The sequence below is a fragment of the Streptomyces sp. NPDC002845 genome, from assembly GCF_053591955.1.
Window position 1 is genome coordinate 109,092 of record NZ_JBSFUU010000004.1, and the last position, 23,006, is coordinate 132,097.

The 23,006-nt window shown below is 71.0% G+C and carries 17 protein-coding genes; 9 read left to right on the forward strand and 8 right to left on the reverse strand.

From position 1 onward, the window contains the following. Positions 1-301: 301 nt before the first annotated feature. The gene (locus ACWD3C_RS04065) at positions 302-1,396 is read right to left on the reverse strand and encodes an ADP-ribosylglycohydrolase family protein (RefSeq protein ID WP_451139817.1); all 1,095 of its coding nucleotides are present in this window, start codon (positions 1,394-1,396) and stop codon (positions 302-304) included. A gap of 360 nt (positions 1,397-1,756) precedes the next feature. Between ACWD3C_RS04065 and ACWD3C_RS04070 the strand changes: the two genes are divergently transcribed. The 6 genes from ACWD3C_RS04070 (at position 1,757) to ACWD3C_RS04095 (ending at position 11,353) form a co-directional block, all read left to right on the forward strand. After that, the gene (locus tag ACWD3C_RS04070) at positions 1,757-2,485 is read left to right on the forward strand and encodes a VIT1/CCC1 transporter family protein (RefSeq protein WP_451139819.1); all 729 of its coding nucleotides are present in this window, start codon (positions 1,757-1,759) and stop codon (positions 2,483-2,485) included. 416 nt (positions 2,486-2,901) lie between these two features. Beyond that, on the forward strand, positions 2,902-7,503 hold the full coding sequence (gene gltB, locus ACWD3C_RS04075; RefSeq protein WP_451140027.1) for a glutamate synthase large subunit: 4,602 nt from the start codon (positions 2,902-2,904) through the stop codon (positions 7,501-7,503). Then, positions 7,496-8,959, forward strand: a complete 1,464-nt coding sequence (locus tag ACWD3C_RS04080; protein ID WP_451139821.1) for a glutamate synthase subunit beta — start codon at positions 7,496-7,498, stop codon at positions 8,957-8,959. The genes gltB and ACWD3C_RS04080 overlap by 8 nt, the downstream gene beginning before the upstream one ends. A gap of 214 nt (positions 8,960-9,173) precedes the next feature. Further along, complete coding sequence (locus tag ACWD3C_RS04085) at positions 9,174-9,389, forward strand: hypothetical protein (protein ID WP_451139823.1); 216 nt, start codon at positions 9,174-9,176, stop codon at positions 9,387-9,389. Between the two features lie 54 nt (positions 9,390-9,443). Beyond that, positions 9,444-10,571, forward strand: coding sequence for a hypothetical protein (locus ACWD3C_RS04090; RefSeq protein WP_451139825.1), 1,128 nt, complete (start codon positions 9,444-9,446; stop codon positions 10,569-10,571). A gap of 62 nt (positions 10,572-10,633) precedes the next feature. Next, positions 10,634-11,353 (forward strand): vWA domain-containing protein, encoded by a 720-nt coding sequence (locus ACWD3C_RS04095; protein WP_451139827.1) that lies wholly within the window; start codon positions 10,634-10,636, stop codon positions 11,351-11,353. Between the two features lie 185 nt (positions 11,354-11,538). Here ACWD3C_RS04095 and ACWD3C_RS04100 read toward each other — a convergent pair whose 3' ends face one another. Both ACWD3C_RS04100 and ACWD3C_RS04105 read right to left on the reverse strand, forming a co-directional pair. After that, complete coding sequence (locus tag ACWD3C_RS04100) at positions 11,539-12,510, reverse strand: acyl-CoA dehydrogenase family protein (protein WP_451139829.1); 972 nt, start codon at positions 12,508-12,510, stop codon at positions 11,539-11,541. Between the two features lie 49 nt (positions 12,511-12,559). After that, the gene (locus ACWD3C_RS04105; RefSeq protein ID WP_451139831.1) at positions 12,560-13,744 is read right to left on the reverse strand and encodes an acyl-CoA dehydrogenase family protein; all 1,185 of its coding nucleotides are present in this window, start codon (positions 13,742-13,744) and stop codon (positions 12,560-12,562) included. An 80-nt stretch (positions 13,745-13,824) separates the two neighbouring features. Between ACWD3C_RS04105 and ACWD3C_RS04110 the strand changes: the two genes are divergently transcribed. From ACWD3C_RS04110 to ACWD3C_RS04120, 3 genes are read left to right on the forward strand one after another with little or no spacing between them, the layout of a single operon-like run. Next, a complete protein-coding gene (locus tag ACWD3C_RS04110) occupies positions 13,825-14,613 on the forward strand; it encodes an SDR family oxidoreductase (protein WP_451139833.1) in 789 nt (262 codons plus the stop codon). A gap of 26 nt (positions 14,614-14,639) precedes the next feature. Beyond that, positions 14,640-15,287 carry a TetR/AcrR family transcriptional regulator gene (locus tag ACWD3C_RS04115; protein WP_451139837.1) on the forward strand — a complete coding sequence of 216 codons (648 nt, stop codon included), beginning with the start codon at positions 14,640-14,642 and terminating at the stop codon, positions 15,285-15,287. Positions 15,288-15,321: 34 nt separating this feature from the next. Further along, a complete protein-coding gene (locus ACWD3C_RS04120; RefSeq protein WP_451139839.1) occupies positions 15,322-16,479 on the forward strand; it encodes an acetyl-CoA C-acetyltransferase in 1,158 nt (385 codons plus the stop codon). A gap of 201 nt (positions 16,480-16,680) precedes the next feature. Here the strand turns inward: ACWD3C_RS04120 and ACWD3C_RS04125 are convergent, their stop codons facing one another. The 5 genes from ACWD3C_RS04125 to ACWD3C_RS04145 all read right to left on the reverse strand — a co-directional run bounded on the left by ACWD3C_RS04125 (position 16,681) and on the right by ACWD3C_RS04145 (position 22,916). Beyond that, positions 16,681-19,008 carry a protein kinase domain-containing protein gene (locus ACWD3C_RS04125; RefSeq protein ID WP_451139841.1) on the reverse strand — a complete coding sequence of 776 codons (2,328 nt, stop codon included), beginning with the start codon at positions 19,006-19,008 and terminating at the stop codon, positions 16,681-16,683. 376 nt (positions 19,009-19,384) lie between these two features. Then, positions 19,385-20,434, reverse strand: a complete 1,050-nt coding sequence (locus ACWD3C_RS04130) for an NAD(P)H-dependent flavin oxidoreductase (RefSeq protein WP_451139843.1) — start codon at positions 20,432-20,434, stop codon at positions 19,385-19,387. Then, positions 20,434-21,243: a CoA-transferase subunit beta gene (locus tag ACWD3C_RS04135; protein WP_451139845.1), complete on the reverse strand. Its 810-nt coding sequence runs from the start codon at positions 21,241-21,243 to the stop codon at positions 20,434-20,436. Before ACWD3C_RS04135 ends, ACWD3C_RS04130 begins: the two co-directional genes overlap by 1 nt. Continuing rightward, on the reverse strand, positions 21,240-22,136 hold the full coding sequence (locus ACWD3C_RS04140; protein WP_451139847.1) for a CoA transferase subunit A: 897 nt from the start codon (positions 22,134-22,136) through the stop codon (positions 21,240-21,242). The genes ACWD3C_RS04135 and ACWD3C_RS04140 overlap by 4 nt, the downstream gene beginning before the upstream one ends. Further along, complete coding sequence (locus ACWD3C_RS04145) at positions 22,137-22,916, reverse strand: enoyl-CoA hydratase family protein (protein WP_451139849.1); 780 nt, start codon at positions 22,914-22,916, stop codon at positions 22,137-22,139. Positions 22,917-23,006 lie beyond the last annotated feature (90 nt).

Here is a 23,006-nt window from a genome sequence, read left to right on the forward strand (position 1 = left end):
GCGGTCCCGGTCGGGGGCGGGCTGGGCTTGCCCGTGCTGTTGGGGGGACGTGTAGTGCTGGTTGGGCGTGAGTTGGCAGGCGGGGCCGTGTTGTTGGGGGCGTTCGTGCTCTCGGGCGGGCCCGGGTTGCTGGATCTGGCGGTGGTCCCCGGTTTGCCGGACGGACGTGGGCTGGGGGTGCCGTCGGTGGTGTTGGTCCTGCCCGGACCGTTGGTCGGGCCCGTGTTGTCGGAGTGGGCCGAGTTGTCGCCTCCGGTCGCTGCCGGACCGCCGTCGGGTGCGTCTCCCTCCTGGGCCCCCTTCACGGCCGTACCTCTTCCTTGTCCGTGGCCAGCACGTACGCGTTCGGATCCGGGCTGGGCTGGCCTCCGGGCAGTGGCCCGGTGGCCCACTTCCCGGCCTCGTCCGGGGTCAGGAGTTCGGCGACGTCGAGGACGTGGTGGCCCTCCATGGACGGCAGGCAGCTGCCCCGTGCCGGGCCGATGGCGGAGGCCCAGGTGGGCGGGATGGCGGAGGCACCCCGCGTGGCCCCGGCCAGGGCGCCCGCGACCGCGGCGGTGGTGTCGGCGTCGCGGCCCATGTTCACCGCGGTCAGGACCGACTCCGTGAAGTCGCCGTCGGCTGCCGCGTAGGCGCCGAAGGCGAGGGCGACGGCTTCCGGGGCCAGGTCGGTCCAGGGGTAGCCACCGATCACCACCGCGGAGCGGACCGCGCGTTCGCCGTGGTGGGCGACCGCCACCGCGCGGCGCAGGGAGCGGGCCGTCCAGGAGTCGTCGGGGACCACGGCCAGGGCCGAGGCCACCACGGCGATCGTGGGAGCGCCCGCCATCGCCGCCGCCACGCCCGCCGCCACCGCCTGGCCGCCGTAGATGCCCTCGCCGTCGTGGCTGACGGAGCCGTCGATGGCGACCAGGCGGGCCGCCTCCGCGGGGCGGCCCGCGGCGAAGACGCCGAACGGGGCCGCGCGCATGGCAAGGCCGTCGCTCCAGGCGTGGCGGTGCTGGGCGGAGATGGGGGCGGCGAGGCCCCGGCGCAGGTTCTCCAGCGTGCCGCGTTCGCTGAAGCCCGCGCCGCGGAAGGGGCCCTCGTCCCGGTCGGCGATCCACTCGTGCCAGGCGGCCTCCACGTGCGCGACCGTGAGCGCCGAGCCGTGGCGGGCCAGCAGCAGGCCCGAGAAGATCGCGTACTCGGTGTCGTCCGTGCCCGCGGGGTGCTCGGCCACGTACCCGGTGATCCGGCCCCAGCGTGCGCGGATCTCCGACGGCTTCATGTTCTCGGCGGGGGCGCCCAGCGCGTCCCCGACGGCGAGTCCGAGCAGCGCCCCGCGCGCCCGGTCACGGAGACCGGCGGCGTCCCCCGGCGCCGGAGCCGAGGGAATGCAGGCGATCGAAGCCATACGGTGCCTCTCTCCATGTCACATGTCCGCACGCATCACGCATCACGCATTGCTCATTACGCATCACACGTCTGCGCGCAGTTGATCTGCTCTTCGGATCTTTGCCACACCGCGCACCTCACCGGCTCCCGGAACGTCCGCCAATCACCCGGTCGACATCTGCGCGGACCCATGTACGAATGAGCGGCCAGAGGTCCTTGCCGCTTTGAAACGGGGAGTTCGCATGCTGGGAAACCGCAGGTAAGTACGGCCTTCCTTGCTGGCAGGAGTGATTTTCCGCGCGTACGTTCGAGGTGTAGGAGTAGCTCGGGAAGCAGCTCAAGAAGCAGTTCAGGAACACCTTTTCGGGGGGACCGGTCCATGGCCGTCATCGAGAACGAAGCGACCCTGCACGTGGCGCACCGTGACAACCACACCCACCGCGACGTGAACGGCGGCTGGCTGCGGCCCGCCGTCTTCGGGGCGATGGACGGGCTCGTGTCCAACCTGGCCCTGATGACCGGGGTCGCGGGCGGCGTCACCGGTCAGCGGGCCGTCGTCATCGCCGGGCTCGCGGGACTCGCCGCCGGAGCCTTCTCCATGGCGGCCGGCGAGTACACCTCCGTCGCCTCGCAGCGTGAGCTCGTCGAGGCCGAACTCGACGTCGAGCGGCGGGAGCTGAGAAAGCACCCGAAGGACGAGGAGGCGGAGCTCGCCGCGCTGTACGAGTCCCGGGGAGTCGAGCCGGAGCTCGCCCGGCAGGTCGCCAAGCAGCTCTCGCACGACCCCGAGCAGGCCCTGGAGATCCACGCGCGCGAGGAGCTGGGGATCGACCCCGGGGGCCTGCCGTCGCCCACCGTCGCCGCGGTCTCCTCCTTCGGGTCCTTCGCCATGGGCGCGCTGCTGCCCGTACTGCCGTATCTGCTCGGCGCGAGCGCGCTGTGGCCGGCCGTGCTGGTCGCCCTCCTCGGGCTCTTCGCGTGCGGGGCGGTCGTGGCCAAGGTGACGGCGCGATCCTGGTGGTACAGCGGGCTGCGGCAGCTCGCGCTCGGGGGTGCCGCGGCGGGTGTGACATACGCCCTGGGCAGCCTGTTCGGTGCCGCCGTATGATAGATGAGGCTGGCTACGTATGCGTGGGACCGTATAAGTAGTCGTTACCAGGCGGTTTCGAATGCTTAACCGCTGGGCATGAGCCGTAAGCGCCGCAGGCAATGACGCCTGCTCCGCACCTCATGCAGTACCCCGTGGTGGGCGACGACGCCCTCTGCGCCCACGAGCCGACGGGCACTGATCTGTCCGATTGGCTCCCCTTTACTCCATCGCCGTGCGCGGTACCCGCGCCACGCACCCGCGATGTCCGCATGTTGGAACGAACTATCCCGGTTCCCGAGAACCGCTCCATCATGTAACCTGCACGAAATTTTGCTCCGCGCAGAGGGCCAGCGTCGTCCCTCGGCACCTGCGCCCCCAGAGCCTTAAGCCTGGGAGGCACCTTTCAAAGCCACATGACGACGACGGGAGAGCCGATGCGTACGCCGCGCCAGCCGTCCCAGCATTCCGCGAATGGCCAGAACTGGTCCTTCATGGATGCTCGCCCTGCTGCGCAGGGTATGTACGACCCCCGCAACGAGCACGACGCCTGTGGCGTCGGCTTCGTCGCCACCCTCACCGGCGAGGCGTCCCACACCCTGGTCGAGCAGGCCCTCACGGTCCTGCGCAACCTGGAGCACCGTGGTGCCACCGGCTCCGAGCCCGACTCCGGCGACGGCGCCGGCATTCTCTCCCAGGTGCCGGACGCGTTCTTCCGCGAGGTGGCCGGATTCGAGCTGCCGGAGGCGGGCGGGTACGCCGTGGGTATCGCCTTCCTGCCTCAGGACGGCACCGACGACGCCGTCGCGCGCATCGAGGCCATCACCGCCGACGAGGGCCTGACCCTGCTCGGCTGGCGCGAGGTCCCGGTCGCCCCCGAGCTGCTCGGCGCCACCGCCCGCTCGACGATGCCCGTCTTCCGCCAGCTGTTCGTCACCGACGGCGCCGGCCGGGGCATCGACCTCGACCGCAAGGTCTTCGTGCTGCGCAAGCGCGCCGAGCGCGAGGCCGGCGTCTACTTCCCGTCGCTGTCCGCGCGGACCATCGTCTACAAGGGGATGCTCACCACCGGCCAGCTGGAGCCCTTCTTCCCGGACCTGTCCGACCGCCGCTTCGGCTCCGCGATCGCGCTCGTCCACTCCCGCTTCTCCACGAACACCTTCCCGAGCTGGCCGCTCGCCCACCCGTACCGCTTCGTCGCGCACAACGGCGAGATCAACACGGTCAAGGGCAACCGCAACTGGATGGTCGCGCGCGAGTCCCAGCTCGTCTCCGACCTCTTCGGGGAGAAGGAGCTGGAGCGGATCTTCCCGGTGTGCACGCCGGACGCCTCCGACTCCGCCTCCTTCGACGAGGTGCTCGAACTCCTGCACCTGGGCGGCCGTTCGCTGCCGCACTCCGTACTGATGATGATCCCGGAGGCGTGGGAGAACCATGAATCCATGAACTCCAAGGACACAGCCCGGCGCGCCTTCTACCAGTACCACTCCAAGCTGATGGAGCCCTGGGACGGCCCGGCCTGCGTCACCTTCACCGACGGCTCCCAGGTCGGCGCCGTACTCGACCGCAACGGCCTGCGCCCCGGCCGCTACTGGGTCACCGACGACGGCCTCGTCGTCCTCGGCTCCGAGGTCGGCGTCCTCGACATCGACCCCGCCAAGGTCGTCCGCAAGGGCCGGCTGCAGCCCGGCCGCATGTTCCTCGTCGACACCGCCGAGCACCGCATCATCGAGGACGACGAGATCAAGGCCCAGCTCGCGGCGGAGAAGCCGTACGCCGAGTGGCTGGAGGCCGGCGAGATCGAGCTGTCCGACCTGCCCGAGCGCGAGCACATCGTGCACACCCACGCCTCGGTCACCCGCCGCCAGCAGACCTTCGGCTACACCGAGGAAGAGCTGCGCGTCATCCTCGCCCCGATGGCCAAGGCCGCCGCCGAGCCGATCGGCTCGATGGGCACGGACTCGCCGATCGCCGCGCTGTCCGAGCGCCCGCGCCTGCTCTTCGACTACTTCACCCAGCTGTTCGCCCAGGTCACCAACCCGCCGCTGGACGCCATCCGCGAGGAACTGGTCACCTCCCTGCGCTCCTGGCTGGGCCCGGAGGGCAATCTGCTGGAGCCGACGGCCGCGTCCTGCCGTAGTGTCGCGCTGCCCTTCCCGGTGATCGACAACGACGAGCTGGCCAAGCTCATCCACATCAACGCCGACGGCGACATGCCCGGCATGAAGGCCGCGACCCTGTCGGGCCTGTACCGGGTCTCCGGCGGCGGTGACGCCCTCGCCGCGCGCATCGAGGAGATCTGCGCCGAGACCGACGCCGCCATCGACAACGGCGCCCGCCTGATCGTCCTGTCCGACCGCCACTCGGACGCCGAGCACGCGCCGATCCCCTCGCTGCTGCTCACCGCGGCCGTCCACCACCACCTCATCCGTACCAAGCAGCGCACCCACGTGGGCCTGCTGGTCGAGGCCGGCGACGTCCGCGAGGTCCACCACGTCGCCCTGCTCATCGGCTACGGCGCCGCGGCCGTCAACCCGTACCTGGCGATGGAGTCCGTCGAGGACCTGGTCCGCGCAGGGACGTTCCTGTCGGACATCGAGTCCGAGAAGGCCATCCGCAACCTGATCTACGCCCTCGGCAAGGGCGTCCTGAAGGTCATGTCCAAGATGGGCATCTCCACCGTCGCCTCCTACCGCGGCGCCCAGGTCTTCGAGGCCGTCGGTCTCGACGAGGGCTTCGTGGAGAAGTACTTCAACGGCACCGCCACCAAGATCGGCGGCGTCGGCATCGACGTCATCGCCAAGGAGGTCGCCGCCCGCCACGCCAAGGCGTACCCGGCGAGCGGCATCGCGCCCGCCCACCGTGCCCTGGAGATAGGCGGCGAGTACCAGTGGCGCCGCGAGGGCGAGCCGCACCTGTTCGACCCGGAGACGGTCTTCCGCCTCCAGCACTCGACCCGCACCAAGCGCTACGACATCTTCAAGAAGTACACGGACCGCGTGAACGAGCAGTCCGAGCGGCTGATGACGCTGCGCGGCATGTTCGGCTTCAAGTCGGACCGGCAGCCGATCTCCATCGACGAGGTCGAGCCGGTCTCCGAGATCGTCAAGCGCTTCTCGACCGGTGCCATGTCGTACGGCTCCATCTCGCGCGAGGCCCACGAGACGCTCGCCATCGCCATGAACCAGCTGGGCGGCAAGTCCAACACCGGTGAGGGCGGCGAGGACCCGGACCGCCTGTACGACCCGGCCCGCCGTTCGTCGATCAAGCAGGTCGCCTCCGGCCGCTTCGGTGTGACCAGCGAGTACCTGGTCAACGCCGACGACATCCAGATCAAGATGGCCCAGGGCGCCAAGCCCGGCGAGGGCGGCCAGCTGCCCGGTCACAAGGTGTACCCGTGGGTCGCCAAGACCCGGCACAGCACCCCCGGTGTCGGCCTGATCTCGCCGCCGCCGCACCACGACATCTACTCCATCGAGGACCTGGCCCAGCTGATCCACGACCTGAAGAACGCGAACCCGCAGGCGCGGATTCACGTCAAGCTGGTCTCCGAGGTCGGCGTCGGCACGGTCGCGGCGGGTGTGTCCAAGGCGCACGCCGATGTCGTACTGATCTCCGGCCACGACGGTGGTACGGGCGCCTCCCCGCTCACCTCGCTGAAGCACGCCGGCGGTCCCTGGGAGCTCGGCCTCGCCGAGACCCAGCAGACCCTGCTGCTCAACGGCCTGCGCGACCGCATCGTCGTCCAGACCGACGGCCAGCTGAAGACCGGCCGCGACGTCGTCATCGCCGCGCTGCTCGGCGCCGAGGAGTTCGGTTTCGCGACCGCGCCGCTCGTCGTCTCCGGCTGCGTCATGATGCGCGTCTGCCACCTGGACACCTGCCCGGTCGGCATCGCCACGCAGAACCCGACGCTGCGCGACCGCTTCACGGGCAAGGCCGAGTACGTCGTGAACTTCTTCCAGTTCATCGCCGAAGAGGTCCGCGAGCTCCTCGCCGAGCTGGGCTTCCGCTCCATCGAGGAGGCCGTCGGCCACGCCGAGACGCTCGACGTGACCCGCGCGGTCGACCACTGGAAGGCACAGGGCCTGGACCTGGAGCCGCTGTTCCACGTGCCCGCGCTGCCCGACGGCGCGGTGCGCCACCAGCTGACCGCACAGGACCACGGCCTGGAGAAGGCGCTCGACAACGAGCTGATCAAGCTCGCCGCCGACGCGCTGTCCGCGACCTCCGCCGAGGACGCCCAGCCGGTGCGCGCCCAGGTCGCGATCCGCAACATCAACCGCACGGTCGGCACCATGCTCGGCCACGAGGTGACGAAGAAGTTCGGCGGCGCCGGTCTGCCCGACGACACCATCGACATCACCTTCACCGGCTCGGCGGGCCAGTCCTTCGGCGCCTTCCTGCCGCGCGGTGTCACCCTGCGCCTGGAGGGCGACGCCAACGACTACGTCGGCAAGGGCCTCTCCGGCGGCCGGGTCGTCGTCCGCCCGGACCGGGGTGCCGATCACCTCGCCGAGTACTCGACGATCGCGGGCAACACCATCGCGTACGGCGCGACCGGCGGTGAGCTGTTCCTGCGCGGCCGTACGGGGGAGCGGTTCTGTGTCCGCAACTCCGGCGCCACGGTGGTGTCCGAGGGCGTGGGCGACCACGGCTGCGAGTACATGACCGGCGGTCACGCGGTCGTGCTCGGCGAGACGGGGCGGAACTTCGCGGCCGGTATGTCCGGCGGTATCGCGTACGTCATCGACCTGGACCGCGACAACGTCAACGTCGGCAACGTGAGCGCGGTCGAGGCGCTGGACGACACCGACAAGCAGTGGCTGCACGACGTGGTGCGCCGCCACGCCGAGGAGACCGGCTCGACGGTCGCCGAGAAGCTGCTCGCGGAGTGGTCCGTGTCCGTGGAGCGCTTCAGCAAGATCATCCCCAGCACGTACAAGGCAGTGCTCGCCGCCAAGGACGCCGCCGAGCGAGCCGGTCTCTCCGAGACCGAGATCACCGAGAAGATGATGGAGGCGGCGACCAATGGCTGATCCCAAGGGCTTCCTGAACCACGGCCGCGAGGTCGCCGAGTCCCGCCCGGTCGCAGAGCGCGTCAGGGACTGGAACGAGGTCTACGTCCCCGGCTCCCTGCTGCCGATCATCAGCAAGCAGGCCGGCCGCTGCATGGACTGCGGCATCCCGTTCTGCCACAACGGCTGCCCGCTGGGGAACCTGATCCCCGAGTGGAACGACTACGCCTACCGCGAGGACTGGGGCGCCGCCTCGGAGCGGCTGCACGCCACCAACAACTTCCCGGAGTTCACCGGCCGTCTGTGCCCCGCTCCGTGCGAGTCGGCGTGTGTGCTCGGCATCAACCAGCCCGCCGTCACCATCAAGAACGTCGAGGTCTCCATCATCGACAAGGCGTGGGAGACCGGTGACGTCGCCCCGCAGATCCCGGAGCGGCTGTCCGGCAAGACGGTCGCCGTCATCGGCTCGGGCCCGGCGGGCCTGGCCGCCGCGCAGCAGCTGACGCGGGCGGGTCACACCGTCGCCGTCTACGAGCGCGCGGACCGTATCGGCGGCCTCCTCCGGTACGGCATCCCCGAGTTCAAGATGGAGAAGCGGCACATCAACCGCCGTATCGAGCAGATGCGCGCGGAGGGCACCCGCTTCCGCACGGGCATCGAGATCGGCCGCGACCTGAAGGCGACGGACCTGCGCAAGCGGTACGACGCCGTGGTCATCGCCGCCGGTGCCACGACCGCCCGTGATCTCCCGGTCCCCGGGCGGGAGCTGAAGGGCGTCTACCAGGCGATGGAGTACCTGCCCCTGGCGAACAAGGTGCAGGAGGGCGACTATGTGGCGCCCCCGATCTCGGCCGAGGGCAAGCACGTCGTCGTCATCGGCGGCGGCGACACCGGCGCCGACTGCGTGGGCACCGCCCACCGCCAGGGCGCGGCCTCGGTGACGCAGCTGGAGATCATGCCGAGGCCGGGGGAGGACCGGAACCCGGTCGCCCAGCCGTGGCCGACCTTCCCGATGCTCTACAAGGTGACGAGCGCGCACGAGGAGGGCGGCGAGCGCGTCTACTCCGTCTCCACCACCCACTTCGAGGGCGACGAGGACGGCAACGTGCAGTGGCTGCACCTCACCGAGGTCGAGTTCGTCGACGGCAAGCTGACCCAGAAGCCGGGCACCGAGCGCAGGATCCCCGCCCAGCTGGTCACGCTGGCGATGGGCTTCACGGGGACGGACCGCGAGAACGGCCTGGTCGAGCAGTTCGACCTGGCGCTCGACGAGCGCGGCAACGTCGCGCGCGACGCCGACTTCCAGACCAACGTGCCGGGTGTCTTCGTCGCCGGTGACGCGGGCCGTGGCCAGTCGCTCATCGTGTGGGCGATCGCCGAGGGCCGCTCCGCCGCCCGCGGGGTCGACCGCTTCCTGACCGGGGTGAGCGACCTGCCGGCGCCGATCCGCCCGACGGACCGGTCCCTGATGGTCTGACACCAACTCAGAAGCGGCCTGACACCAACTTAAAAGACGTCCCGTACAACGGCGTACGGAACACCAGACGGCGCCTGCCCGCCAGTCCCCGACCGGACGACTGGGCAGGCGCCGCCGCTTGTTCCCCACCGCACACGCTCCACGTCATATAGTGACGAGGTCATATCGTGACCCTGGTGGCCAGGGGCCGCTCATCCGCTCTCCCGGAGGTCCTGTGAGCAGCGAGGAACCGGACAAGCTGGCGCTGGAGTTGAGGGCGCCGGTGCCGGGCGGGTTCGCGGGGCTGGCCGAGGAGCACATCACGCTGCTGACCGAGGCCTTGCGGAACGAACGGCAGCGACGGGCGGCCCTCCTGGACGAGGCGGTCGGACAACTGGCCGAGCTGGCCCCGGCGGTGCTGCGCAGACCCGTACGGCTCCACTTCCGCTAGGACGAACAGGCGACCAGCACGAGGAAGCCGCTAGGCCGAGGAGGCTCCGACGGCATGGAGACCCTGTCCAACAGGGCCGAGATCCTGAAGATGGGGCAACTCCTCGGGGTCGAGCCCGAACGGCTCGCGTTCCTGCGCGAGTTGCCCGCCGACGACGTACGGCTCTTCCGCGAGCGCAGCGTCTCCGCGCTGTTCGACGAGGAGACCGAGACGCTCGACCGGCTGGCAGCCGCCGTCCGGCTGGTGCCCGCGCGGGCCGCGGCCGTCCTCGCGCGCAAGGGGCTGGGACCGAGGGCTGCCGCCGCCGTCGCCGGACGGCTGGAGCCCGCACGGGCCGCCGCCGTCATGGACAGTCTGCCCCCGGCGTTCCTCGCCGAGGCGGCCGCGCACCTCGATCCGCGGCGGATACCGGCCATCCTGGAGTGGCTGGACGAGGACCTGGTCGTACGTCTCGCCGTGGAACTCGCCGAGCGCGGCGACCATGTCACGATGGGCCGGTTCGCCGGGTACGTGCGGGCCTCGGCGCTCAGCCGGATTCTGCCGCTGCTCGACGACATGACGATTCTGCGGACCGGGTTCCTCATCGACCGGCCCGACCGGCTCGGCCAGGGCCTGGAGTTCCTGGGCGAGGAGCGGATCGCGTCGCTCATCAGGACGGCCGCGGCCGAGGGACTCTGGGTGGAGGCGCTCACCGTCGGCTGCGCGGTGACCGGCTCACTGCGCGCACGGATCGCCGCGTTCACCGCCGCACAGCCCGCGGACCGGCTGGACGCGCTGGTGCGGACCGTCGCCGCCGAGGGGCTGTGGGAGTCCCTGCTGCCCCTGGTCGCACTGCTCGACGAGGACCGGCGGCGGACCGTCGCCGCCCTGCCCTCGCTGCGGGACCCCCGCGCGCTCACCGGCGTCGTACGGGCCGTCGTGGCCACCGGACTCTGGGCGGAGTTCCTGCCGTTGACCGAGGCCCTGCCGGTGGAGGCCCGGCAGATCGTCGCCGACGCGGCGGCCGCGCTGCCCGACCCCGAACTCGACGCGCTCGCCCACGGGGTCGAGAAGGAAGACCTGTGGGAATGCGCCCTGCCACTGGTGAAGTTGATGGACGGCCCCGCCCGGCAGCGGGTCTTCACGATCCTCGCGCTCCACTCCGGCACCACGGCCCCGGAGCCGGACGGGACCGACGGTTGAGGGCCACGGCCTGCCGTACCCTCGGTCTGCCCGCCGGCCCCCGTGCGATGAAGGAGCCCCGTATGCCCGCGATCAGCCTCAGCAAGGTGGAGGAGACCGCGCCCGCTCTCGTCAGCCTCTACAAGACGGCCGGGGTCTCCCTCACCAAGCACGGGCTGAGCGGTCAGCGGGCGGCGGTGTACCTCGTCGTCGACTACTCGGGCTCGATGAGGCCGTACTTCAAGGACGGCAGTGTGCAGGCCCTCGCCGACCGGGTGCTGGGGCTGTCCGCGCACCTCGACGACGACGGGATCGTCCCCGTGGTCTTCTTCTCCACCGGCATCGACGCGGTGACGGACATCGCGCTCGCCGATCACCAGGGACGTGTCGAGCGGATCGCGGCCGGGCTCGGGCACATGGGCAGGACCAACTACCACCTGGCCATGGACGCGGTCATCGACCACTACCTCGACAGCGGCTCCAAGGACCCGGCCCTCGTCGTCTTCCAGACCGACGGCGGGCCGAGCAGCAGGCTCGCCGCGGAACGGTATGTGTGCAAGGCGGCCAGGCTGCCCCTGTTCTGGCAGTTCATCGGCTTCGGCGACCCCGGCAGCAGGCAGTTCGACTTCCTGCGCAGGCTCGACGAGCTGGCCGTACCGGGCAGGCGGATCGTCGACAACGCCGGGTTCTTCCACGCCGGTCGGGATCCGCGGCGGGTCTCCGACAGTGAGTTGTACGACCGTCTGGTGGAGGAGTTCCCGCTGTGGCTGGCCGCGGCACGGGCGCGGGGCATCCTCCCGTGACCGGCGGACCGCGGTCGCCCCGTCGGCTTGTCGCGGTCCTTGTGCCACCCTGATGTCGATCCGGCGGGCGGCGGCGTACGACTCCGGGTCGGGGGCGCCCAGCGGCTGCGGGCCGGGCTCGCCCGCGCCCTGTACGGGCCGGGGGGCACGCGTCGCCAAGCCCACGAAGGAGGAGTACCGGGAGCTCACGAGAGGCGATCACCACCACTGAGCACCTCGGCGCGGCAGGCCGCCGGATCGCCCCAGGCGGTGCGCAGGGCACGGGCCTTGGTGAGCCAGAGCGAGAGGTCGTACTCGGCCGTGTAGCCGATGGCGCCGTGCAGGTGCAGGGCGGTGCGCGCGGTCGTGTACGCCGCCTCGCACGCCGTGACCTTGGCGGCCGCCACGTCGGCCGCGTCCATGGTGACCGCCGCCCCGAACACCAGCGGGCGCGCGAACTCCAGCGCCACCTTCGCGTCGGCCAGCCGGTGCTTCACCGCCTGGAACGAGCCTATGGGCACACCGAACTGGGTCCGCTGCCTGACGTACGCCACCGTCCTGTCGAGGAGGGCGAGTCCTACGCCGAGGGCCTGGGCGGCGGTGGTGAGGCGGGCCCAGGCCAGGGCGCGGGCGAACGGTGGGCCGGGGGCGAGGAGTTCGCCGCCCGGGTCGAGGGGGGTGAGGCGGCGGGCCGGGTCGAGGGAGGCGCGGGGAGGGCCGTGACCGGGGGCGAGGCGGAGTTCGTCGGGGCTCAGGGAGAGGCGGATCGTGGCCGCGTCGCCGTCCAGGGCGTACGCGGCCGGGGGTGCGATCGTCGCCATGGTCGCGCCGGAGGCCAGGGCGGGGAGCAGGTGCTCGGCCATGCGTTCCGGGTCCTTCAGCTCCGCGAGGAGGGCCGCCGCCGTGACCGTCTCCACCAGGGGGCCCGGCACCGCGTGCCGTCCCAGCTCCACGAAGGCGACGGCGACTTCGACCGGAAGGGGGCCCATCCCCTCGTACGCCTCCGGCACCGCCAGCGCGAAGACTCCCGCCTCGGCGATACGGCGCCACAGCGCGCCTCCGGGTGTGTGGTCGCCGTGGCTCCAGGCCCGTACGACCGACGGCGTGTCCGCGGCGGTCAGCATCGCGTCCAGCGAGCCGGCGAACGCGCGCTGTTCGGGGTCGAGGAGGAAGCGCATCAGGAGGGACCCTCCGGCTTCGGTTTCGGTTTCGGCAGCGGGAGTCGCATCAGCGGCGGCCTTTCGGGAGGCCGAGGAGGCGCTCGGCGATGATGTCGCGCTGGATCTCGTTGGTGCCCGCGTAGATGGGGCCGGCGAGGGAGAACACATAGCCCTCGGACCAGTCGGTGTCGGCCGATTCTCCCTCCGGGCCGAGGAGATCGAGGGCGGTCTCGTGCAGGGCGATGTCGTACTCGGACCAGTAGACCTTGTTCATGCTGGACTCGGGGCCGAGGGGCTCTTCGGCGGTGAGACGGGACGCCTGGGCGTAGGCGAAGAGTTCGTACGCCCGTGCGCCGATCACCGCGTCGGCCACCCGGTCGCGCAGGTCCGGCGGGCAGCCCCGCGCGCGCCACAGCTCGGCGAGACGGGTGGCCGAGGCGAGGAAGCGGCCGGGGGAGCGGAGCATCAGGCCCCGTTCGTTGCCCGTCGCCGACATGGCGATACGCCAGCCCTGGCCCGGCTCGCCGATCACGTCCTCGTCGGGGACGAAGACCTCGTCGAGGAAGAGCTCGGCGAACGCCGGTCTGCCGTCGAGGCGGCCGATGGGGCGGACGGTCACGCCGGGGGCACGCAGGTCGAACATCAGGTACGTCAGCCCTTGGTGCGGCTTCGGGGCGGGTGGCTTTGCGACATGCGGTTTCGGGGGGTGCGGACTCGCGGCCCGCGGCCCACTGCGGAAGAGGCCGAAGGCGCGCTCCGCGAAGGCGGCCCGGGACGACCAGGTCTTCTGGCCGGTCAGCAGCCAGCCGCCGTCCGTGCGGACCGCGCGCGAGGTGAGGGAGGCCAGGTCCGAGCCGGCCTCGGGCTCCGACCATGCCTGCGCCCAGACGGTCTCGCCGGTCGCCATCGCCGGGAGCACGCGCGCGCGTTGCTCCGCCGTGCCGTACTCGAACAGCGTCGGCGCCAGGAGGTTGATGCCGTTCTGGCTCACCCGGCCCGGGGCGCCCGCCGCGTAGTACTCCTCCTCGAAGACCAGCCAACGGAAGACGTCCGCGCCCCGGCCGCCGTACTCCTCGGGCCAGGACACCACCGACCAGCGGTCCGCGGCGAGTTCGGCCTCCCACGCGCGGTGGGCCGCGAAGCCCTCCTCGGTCTCCAGGGAGGGCAGGGGGGCCGGTGGTACATGGGCGTCGAGCCAGGCGCGGGCCTCGGCGCGGAACGCCTCGTCCGCCGGGGAGTGCCTGAGGTCCACGGTCACCGTCCTTCGCCTTGTCGCCTTTTCGGCAGCCGACATTCTTCCCTAACAAGTGTTTGGTAGGTTAGCGTGGACCTATGACAGACGTCGAGGGTCCGGCGTACGTGCACGGGCACGGGCTGCTGGCGGGACGGACCGCCGTCATCACCGCGGCCGCGGGCGCGGGGATCGGCGGGGCGACCGCGCGCCGCTTCCTGGAGGAGGGCGCGCGCGTGCTGATCAGCGACGCGCACGCGCGGCGGCTAAAGGAGTACGAGGGCGAGCTGGCCGGGGAGTTCGGCGACGCGGTGACCGCAGTGCCGTGCGACGTCACGGACGAGGCCCGGGTGCGGACCCTGTTCGCGGAAGTACAGCGCGTGCACGGCCGCCTCGACATCGTCGTCAACAACGCGGGCCTGGGCGGCACGTCGACCCTCGCCGACATGACCGACGAACAGTGGACACGGGTGCTCGACGTGACACTGAACGGAACGTTCCGGTGCACGCGGGCCGCCCTGCGGGCCTTCCGGGACAGCGAGCACGGCGGGGTGATCGTCAACAACGCATCCGTCGTCGGCTGGCGCGCCCAGGCCGGGCAGGCGCACTACGCGGCGGCGAAGGCGGGCGTGATGGCCCTGACCCGCTGCGCGGCACTGGAGGCCGCCGAGTACGGGGTGCGCGTCAACGCCGTGTCACCCAGCCTCGCCATGCATCCGCACCTCGTGAAGGTGACGTCGGCCGAAACGCTGACGCGACTGACGGAACGCGAGGCCTTCGGACGGTACGCCGAGCCCTGGGAGGTCGCCAACGTGATCGTCTTCCTCGCGTCCGGCTACTCCTCGTACATGACCGGCGAGGTCGTCGCCGTCAGCAGCCAGCACCCCTAGCCGGTTCCCGGGACCACAATGTGTTCGTGCCTACGAAGAAGAAGCCCCAGGTGAAGCCTCAAGTAGCCGTCACGAGGAAAACCCCGGCCGGCGCCTCGCCCGAGCGGCGCCGAGAACTCCTCGGCACCGCCGCCGAGGTCTTCGCCGAGCAGGGCTACAACGCCACCACCGTCCGCAAGATCGCCGACCACGCGGGCATGCTCGCCGGCAGCCTCTACTACCACTTCGACTCCAAGGAATCGATGCTGGAGGAGATCCTGCGGACCTTCCTCGACGAGCTCTGGGACGGCTACGACACCGTCCTGGACGCCGGGCTGGGGCCGCGCGAGACACTGGAGGCCCTGGTCACCGAGTCCTTCCGGGAGATCGACCGGCACCGCGCCGCCGTCGCCATCTACCAGAGGGAGTCCAGACAGCTCGCGCCGCAGGAGCGCTTCGCGTTCCTCGCCGAGTCACAGCGCAAGTTCGAGAAGGCATGGCTGTCCACGCTGGAGCGCGGGGTCGCCGCCCGGGTCTTCCGGGCCGACCTCGACATCCGGCTCACCTACCGGTTCGTACGCGACACGGTGTGGGTCGCCGCGTCCTGGTACCGGCCCGGCGGACAGCACAGCCCGGAGGAGATCGCCCGGCAGTACCTGTCGATGGTGCTGGACGGGATCGCCGTACGTACGTAACTCACTGATGAGTATGGGGAGTTGGGGAGTCGCCATGGCCGAGGCCTATATCGTCGAAGCGGTCCGTACGCCCGTCGGGCGGCGCGGAGGAGGCCTGGCCGGGGTCCATCCGGCGGACCTCGGGGCACATGTGCTGAAGGCACTGACCGACCGGGTGGACGTCGACCCGGCGGCCGTGGAGGACGTGGTCTTCGGCTGCCTCGACACGGTCGGGCCGCAGGCCGGCGACATCGCCCGCACCTGCTGGCTGGCCGCCGGGCTGCCCGAGGAGGTGCCCGGTGTGACGGTCGACCGGCAGTGCGGCTCCTCGCAGCAGGCCGTGCACTTCGCCGCCCAGGCCGTACTGTCCGGCACCCAGGACCTGGTCGTCGCCGGCGGCGTCCAGAACATGTCGATGATCCCCATCGCCTACGCCTCCCGCCAGGCCGCCGTACCTCTCGGGCTGACCGAGGGACCCTTCGCCGGCAGCACGGGCTGGCGGGACCGGTACGGCGACCGGCCCGTCAACCAGTTCGCCGGCGCCGAGATGATCGCCGCCAAGTGGGGCATCACCCGCCGTGACCAGGAGGAGTTCGCGCTCGGCTCCCACCGGCGGGCGGTACGCGCGATCGACGAGGGCCGCTTCGGCCGAGAGACCGTGCCCTACGGCGACGTGACCGCCGACGAGGGCCCACGCCGGGACACCTCGCTGGAGAAGATGGCCGCGCTGAAACCGGTCATCGACGGCGGTACCATCACCGCCGCCTGCTCCTCCCAGGTCTCCGACGGCGCCGCCGTCCTGCTCCTCGCCTCCGAACGCGCCGTACGCGAACACGGCCTCACCCCCCGCGCCCGCGTCCACCACCTCTCCGTACGCGGCGAGGACCCCATCCGCATGCTCACCGCCCCCATCCCGGCCACCGCCCACGCCCTGAAGAAGACCGGCCTGTCACTGGACGCCATCGACCTCGTCGAGATCAACGAGGCCTTCGCCCCGGTCGTCCTCGCCTGGCTCAGGGAAACCGGCGCCGACCCGGACAAGGTCAACGTCAACGGCGGCGCCATCGCCCTCGGCCACCCCCTCGGCGCCACCGGCGCCAAGCTGATGACCACCCTGCTGCACGAACTGGAACGCACGGGCGGCCGGTTCGGCCTCCAGACGATGTGCGAGGGCGGAGGCCAGGCGAACGTGACGATCATCGAGCGGATGTGACGACGGCGGGACCACCGATCCGACGGACGGAGTCCGGCGCAGGCTCCCGACGACTGTGAGGCCCCTCGGGGCCGAGCAGTGCGAGGGGGCCGTTGGGGATGGTGCCCATGTGCGAGGGCGGTGGTCAGGCGAACGTGACGATCATCGAGCGGCTGTAGGCGCGGGCGGCGCCGGAACCCCGGGTCCGCGGGAAGCCCGTTGTCAGGAGGTCGACAGGGCGTACGTGCGGTCGTAGTGCTGGGCCACCAGGTACCCGGTGCCGTCACAGGCGAGCTGCCAGTTGTTGACGCCGGTGTCCAGGCCGTCGGTGAAGTTCCACAAGAGTGTGCCCCGGGCGGCGTCGATCGCGTAGAAACCGTTCCTGTTCTCGGAGGCCGGGGCGTAGACGGCCTGGGTGTCGGCGGTGATCGGCAGGTCGACGTTGAGGCGCGGGGTCGGGCAGTGCCAGCGCTCGGTGCCGTCCGCGGCGTCGAAGGCGTACACACCGCCGGGATCCGTGCCGGTGACGTACACCGTGTCGCCGGCGACGCAGAGAGAGGCGAACAGGCCACGCTCCGCCCTCACCCGCCAGCGCATGTTGCCCGTGGCGAGGTCCAGTGCCATGAGTTCGCGGCCGATGGCGAACACCGTCTGGCCGAGCAGGGCCAGGGTCGGCCTGAGGTCGTAGCCGACGGGGTGTCTCCACCGTACGCCGGTGCTTCTGGTGTACCGCGCCGTCACATTGCGAAGCCCGTCGGCATAGACGAAGTAGCCGGGGATGATGACCGGATGCAACGCGATTCCGACGTCCTCCGGGCTGATGGGTGTGACGAGGGCTCGGCGGGCCGCGAGGTCGACGCCGAAGACCGTGTTCGTGGACGTGGCGACCCCCTGCTCATCGGACTGGCGCCGGAAACGGAGACCGATGATGGAGGCGGTCTGGTCGCCGTAGCTGCCGAGCAGCGTGTCGAACCGGAACTCCGGTCCAAAGTCGATCGTGAAACGCTCCGCGCCATCGGCCGGGTCGATGCCGATCACGGTCGAGCCCTCGCCCAACGCGACGGCGGCACCGGAGACGAGAAGGACCGGGGTGGGCGACTGGCTGATGCCCTGGTAGATCCACTTGGGCCGGGTGCCGTCCTTGAGCGCGAGGCAGACCACGTTGCCCGGGCGGGTCTTCACCAGGGCTGTCCCGTCGTTGAAAACAGCCGGGGCCTGAAGCAGCGGATCGCCGCTGTAGGTCCACAGCGGCTCCGGAGCCGCGCCGAGCGGCTCCACGGCTTGCCCGTCGGAATTCCTCCCCCGGGTGATCAGCAGGGCGGCGCCCACGGTGACGGCGGCGGCGCCGCCCGCCGACGCGGCGAGGACCGCGCGCCGGGAGAGACCGGGGCGCGAAGGGGCGCGGCGATGCACGGGGGAGGGGGAGCGCCCTGGTGCCGTTTCCTCGGGGGAGACGGAGGGGTTCGGCCCCGGCGGTTCGGCGATCGTCCGCATCCCGTCCGCGTAACGGTAGGCACCGGAGTCGTACGGCGGCGGCGTCGCCGTGGCGGAGGCCGCCCCGTACCGGCCTGCCTCGGGCGTCACGGAACTGCACTCGACACTGCTCGCGGCAGCAGAACTGTTCTGGCCGTGGGAGACCGTGATCCCGTCGTGCGGCGGAGTGTCGAGAGCGATCGCGGCCGCCGTACGGCGGGCGATCGCGGAGGCCAGGGGCGCGGGCAGCCAGCCGTCCCCCAGCGCCTGCTCCGCACCGCCGGGCGCACAGGCCGCGGACAGCCGGTCCGGAGTGATCCGGAGCTGCGGATCCTTGGCGAGACAGAGGCTGATGATCTTGTCCAGCGGCTCGGGTACGTCCATCAGGTCGGGCGTGCCGTGCACCACATGGTAGAGAAGGGTGGCCGCCGAGGAACCGCTGAACGGCGCACGTCCGCACGCGGCGAACGCGAGAACCGCCCCGAGGGAGAAGATGTCACCTTCCGGCCCTATCGAGTCACCGGTGGCCTGCTCGGGACACATGTACTCGAAGGACCCGAACAGGGCTCCGGAGCGGGTGAGGTCGTAGCCGTCGCTGGCCCGGACGATGCCGAAGTCGATGACGCGTGGACCGTCGGCGGCAAGCAGCACGTTGGACGGCTTGAGGTCGCGATGCACCAGCCCGGCGGCCTGCACGGCGATCAGCGCCTCGGCGATGCCGGCGCCCAGCGCGAGTACCGACTCCACCGGCAGCGGCCCGTGCTCGGCGACCGCGTCCGCCAGAGTCGGGCCGGGTATGTAGTCGGTGGCCAGCCAGGGCGTGGCCGCATCCGGATCGGCGTCCACCACGGGCGCCGTATACCGGCCACCGACCGCTCTCGCCGCCTCCACCTCACGACGGAAGCGGATGCGGAAGCTCCTGTCGCCCATCATCTCGGGACGGATGGCCTTGATCGCGACTGTTCGCCCATACGGGGACGTGGCCAAAAAGACCCGCCCCATACCCCCTGCGCCGAGCCGTGCCACAAGACGGTAGGGACCTAGTTCCTGGGGATCCTCTGAGTCCAGTGGTTCCATGACCTCAGCTGCCTGTTCTCATTGTGGCGGGCGGGAATCGGCCCGCCGGGGCGAAGGGGGACCCGCTTGTCCGGGCAGGCCCCCTCGGCCATTGCGCCCGACTGCCCCACCTCTTCCCGAAGCCACGGCCCGCGCCCAGGACGCCCGTCCGGCAACCTGAGTGCTGTCCCGGTCCCGGGACGAGGCAGGTGGGGCAGGAGTGCCCGGACAGGGTCTGAAAACAGACTAGAGGCTGAAGTGGCGGACGGGCAGTGTTTTCGGGCACATGTTTGTACTCCCGTTGACGTGGGGAGCGCTCTCCTTCTCCGTTCCGCACCAGCGAAGTTGACGGTACGTCAGGTGAAGACTGTGCTCCCGGCAAACAGGTGCGGGCGCGTCAGCCGTACTCCTTCAGGCGGTTCAGCGTCTCCGCCGCCTCCGTGACGATCCGGTCCACCAGCTCCGCGCACGACGGCAGGTCGTCGATCACTCCGGCGACCTGCCCGGACGCCATCACCCCCAGGTCCGTACGACCGTCCACCATCGACGCCTTCAACAGCATCGGCGTGTTGGCGGCCAGCAGGACCTGGCTCCAGCTGAGGTCCCTGCCGTGCTTCATGGCCAGCCCGTCACGGACCATTCCGGGCCACGAAAGCCCGGACGTCCGCCGGAAGGCAGCCGCCCGGCGCACGGCTCGCAGCAGTGCACGGGTACGGCTCGCCGTCTCCAGCGAGCGCACGAACTCCGTGCGCAGCATGCGGTGCGGCAGACCGTCCACGGCCGTGGTCACCGTGACGTCCTTCACGGTCGCCGCCAGGTACTCCGCCTTCACCGCGTCCGGCACCGTCGAGTCCGAGGTGAGCAGGAACCGTGTGCCCATCGCGATCCCCGCCGCCCCGAACGCCAGCGCGGCGACCAGCCCCCGCCCGTCATGGAAACCGCCCGCCGCCACGACGGGTATGTCCACCGCGTCGACCACCTGCGGCAGCAGCACGGTCGTCGCCACCTCACCGGTGTGCCCGCCGCCCTCGCCGCCCTGCACGATCACCGCGTCGGCGCCCCACGCGGCCACCTTCTCCGCGTGGCGGCGGGCGCCCACGGAGGGGATGACGACCACACCCGCGTCCTTGAGCTCGGCGATGAGCTCCCTGGACGGAGCCAGCGCGAAGGAGGCCACGCGCACCCCTTCCTCGACGATGATCCGCACCCGGTCGCGGGCGTCCCCGGCGTCCGCGCGCAGGTTCACGCCGAACGGGGCGTCCGTGCGGGACTTCACCTCCCTTGCCGCGTCCCGGAGCTGGTCGAGCGTCATCGTCGCGGAGGCCAGGATGCCGAGGGCGCCCGCGTCGGCGGTGGCGGAGACCAGGCGGGGGCCCGCCACCCAGCCCATGCCGGTCTGTACGACGGGGTGGCGGACACCGACGAGCCGGGTGAGCGCGGTGTCCATCAGGTCCCGGTCCTTCGGGGCGCGGCGGCGTCCGGTGCCTGCCGGCCGGGGGCACCACCGGGGTCGGGGGCACCGCCGGGGTCGGGGACCTCCCGCTCCCTTGCCCCCTTCGGGTCGATCACCTCGCGGATCAACCGCAGCTCCTCCGGCGTCGGTTCGCGGGTGTACGGCACCTCCTCGGGGACAACCAGCTCGAAGCCCGTCGCCTTCCTCACCTGCTCGACCGTGACCCCCGGGTGCAGGGAGGCCAGCCGCATCGAGCGGTGAGGGGTGGCGAAGTCGAAGACGCCGAGGTCGGACACCACACGCGGTATGTGGTGGAAACGCGCCGTCCCGGGATGCTCGGCCGCCCGGTCGTACCCCACCCCGCACACCATGTCGACCCGCTCGACGAACACCCGCGTCGAATGCCTCGGTATCCAGTAACTGGTCGGGTGGTTCAGCGTGTTGACCGGCGAGCCCCGCACCCCGAGCAACTGGCGCCTCGGCCTGACCCAGTCCCCGATGCACGAGATGTTCTGGTTGCCGTGCCGGTCGATCTGGCTCGCGCCCATCATCACGTGCCGTTTGCCGCCGGAGGCGAGGGCCAGGTGCTGGCGGTACGGCAGCCAGCCCTCCGGTGTCCCGTCCGGGGCGACGAGCATGGCCTCGCCGTCGGTCAGCAGCAGCTCGGGGGAGAACGTCCACCGGGCGAGCCGCGCACCCACGGACGGGATCGGACCCATGGGGCTCGCGAGGATCTCCCCGGCACCGCGCCAGGCCTCGGCGCAGGCGATCACGCAGTACTCGGCCCGCGTCACGGCCGTCATGTCCCCTCTCTCCTTTCCTTTCCGCTTTCCTTTTCTCTTTCCTTCTCCTTGTGCCAGGCCTGTACGGCGTGCTGGTAGTCCCGCTCGTCCCCGGCGAGGAACCGCTCCGCGAACTCGGGCCAGGGCGTCGTCGCGTAGTGCCGTTGGAACGCCTCGTCCCGACCGTGCTCCGGGGCGCACGACGTGAAATGCGCGCCGCCCGGCGCCTCCACCACCCCGGTCACCGTGTGACGCTTGATCAGCAGGGTCTGCGGTGCGGCCTCCTTCGTCAGCTCCGCCGTGCCGATGCTGTCGACAAGTCGCTCGCACGAGACGTACGCGGTGTCGGCCGCCGCGCAGAACAGATCGTCGAAGTACGGGTCCGGGCCCAGGTACTGCCCGTTGCCGAACCGGTCGGCGCAGTTGACGTGTACCAGGGCCGCGTCCATGCGGAGGGCGGGCATGGCGACCAGCGTCTCCCCGTCGTCGTACGGCGAACGCACCGTCCGTAACCCGGGATTGACCCGCACCACGTCCGAACCGATGCCCGCCCGCACCGGTATGAACGGCAGCCGGTTCGCCGCCGCGTGCAGCCCCCACATGAACATCGCCTCGTCGACCTCCATCAGCTCGAAGGCCCCGCGCTCACGAGCGGCGCGATAGTGCGGTTCGAGGGGGATCGAGTCGAGGGTCACGAAGGCGGCGACCAGCTTCCGTATGCGCCCGGCGGCCGCGAGCATGCCCACGTCCGGGCCGCCGTACGAGACAACGGTGAGATCGGTGATCCCGGAACGGAGCAGTGCTCGCACCAGGGCCATGGGCTTGCGGCGCGAGCCCCAGCCGCCGATACCCAGGGTCATCCCGCTCTCCAGTCGTGAGACGGCCTCGTCGGCGGTCATCGTCTTGTCCCTCACCTACGCACCCGCTTTCCCGAAGCTGTCACGGACGCGGTCGCCGACCCCGCTGAGACCCGCCTCGAACGTGAAGCCCTGCTCGAAGCGGTAACTGCGCCGCACGTCGACGGGGTCGATGCCGTTGATGGCGGCCTTGGCGAGCCGGATCAGCCGGCCGTCCTTCGCCGCTATTTCGCGCGCCAATTCCAGGGCCGCCGCGAGCAACTCGGCCCTCGGCACCACCCGCCACACCGACCCGTGCGCGTGCAGCTCGGCCGCGGTCGCCGTACGCGACGTGTAGTACAGCGCGCGCATCAGGTGCTGGGGGACCAGCCGGGCCAGATGCGTGGCCGCCCCCAGCGCGCCCCGGTCCAGTTCGGGCAGCCCGAACGTGGCGTCCTCGCTCGCCACGATCGCGTCCGCGTTCCCCACCAGGCCTATGCCGCCGCCCAGGCAGAAGCCGTGCACCGCCGCGACCACGGGCACCTCGCACTCGTACACCGCCGAGAAGGCCTCCGCGCAGCCCTGGTTGGCGCCGATCAGCACGCTGTGTCCCTGTCCCTGCCCCTGCCCCTGCTCCTGTCCTTGCCCCTGTGCCTGTATCTCCTTGATGTCCACCCCCGCGTTGAACCCGCGCCCCTCCGCCGTCAGCACGACACAGCGGATCTCCGGGTCGCGCCCGGCCGTGCGCACGGCGTCGGCCAGCTCGAACCAGCCGCGCACCGGCAGCGCGTTCACCGGCGGGAAGTCCACCGTGACGACGGAAATCCCCTTTTCCGGGGACGAGGTGGAGACACTCATCAGCTCATCAGCTACCTTTCCAGTCAGCCGTCGTTCCACCAAATGTTTGTTTGGTGAGATTTCGAAGGTAGCAGCGCATCCAATCCGGCG

Coding starts and splice junctions, on each gene's coding strand:
- ACWD3C_RS04065 (WP_451139817.1), bottom strand. CDS start 1,396: ATGGCTTCGATCGCCTGCATTCCCTCGGCTCCGGCGCCGGGGGACGCC.
- ACWD3C_RS04070 (WP_451139819.1), top strand. CDS start 1,757: ATGGCCGTCATCGAGAACGAAGCGACCCTGCACGTGGCGCACCGTGAC.
- gltB (WP_451140027.1), top strand. CDS start 2,902: ATGCGTACGCCGCGCCAGCCGTCCCAGCATTCCGCGAATGGCCAGAAC.
- ACWD3C_RS04080 (WP_451139821.1), top strand. CDS start 7,496: ATGGCTGATCCCAAGGGCTTCCTGAACCACGGCCGCGAGGTCGCCGAG.
- ACWD3C_RS04090 (WP_451139825.1), top strand. CDS start 9,444: ATGGAGACCCTGTCCAACAGGGCCGAGATCCTGAAGATGGGGCAACTC.
- ACWD3C_RS04095 (WP_451139827.1), top strand. CDS start 10,634: ATGCCCGCGATCAGCCTCAGCAAGGTGGAGGAGACCGCGCCCGCTCTC.
- ACWD3C_RS04100 (WP_451139829.1), bottom strand. CDS start 12,510: ATGCGCTTCCTCCTCGACCCCGAACAGCGCGCGTTCGCCGGCTCGCTG.
- ACWD3C_RS04110 (WP_451139833.1), top strand. CDS start 13,825: ATGACAGACGTCGAGGGTCCGGCGTACGTGCACGGGCACGGGCTGCTG.
- ACWD3C_RS04120 (WP_451139839.1), top strand. CDS start 15,322: ATGGCCGAGGCCTATATCGTCGAAGCGGTCCGTACGCCCGTCGGGCGG.
- ACWD3C_RS04125 (WP_451139841.1), bottom strand. CDS start 19,008: ATGGAACCACTGGACTCAGAGGATCCCCAGGAACTAGGTCCCTACCGT.
- ACWD3C_RS04130 (WP_451139843.1), bottom strand. CDS start 20,434: ATGGACACCGCGCTCACCCGGCTCGTCGGTGTCCGCCACCCCGTCGTA.
- ACWD3C_RS04135 (WP_451139845.1), bottom strand. CDS start 21,243: ATGACGGCCGTGACGCGGGCCGAGTACTGCGTGATCGCCTGCGCCGAG.
- ACWD3C_RS04145 (WP_451139849.1), bottom strand. CDS start 22,916: ATGAGTGTCTCCACCTCGTCCCCGGAAAAGGGGATTTCCGTCGTCACG.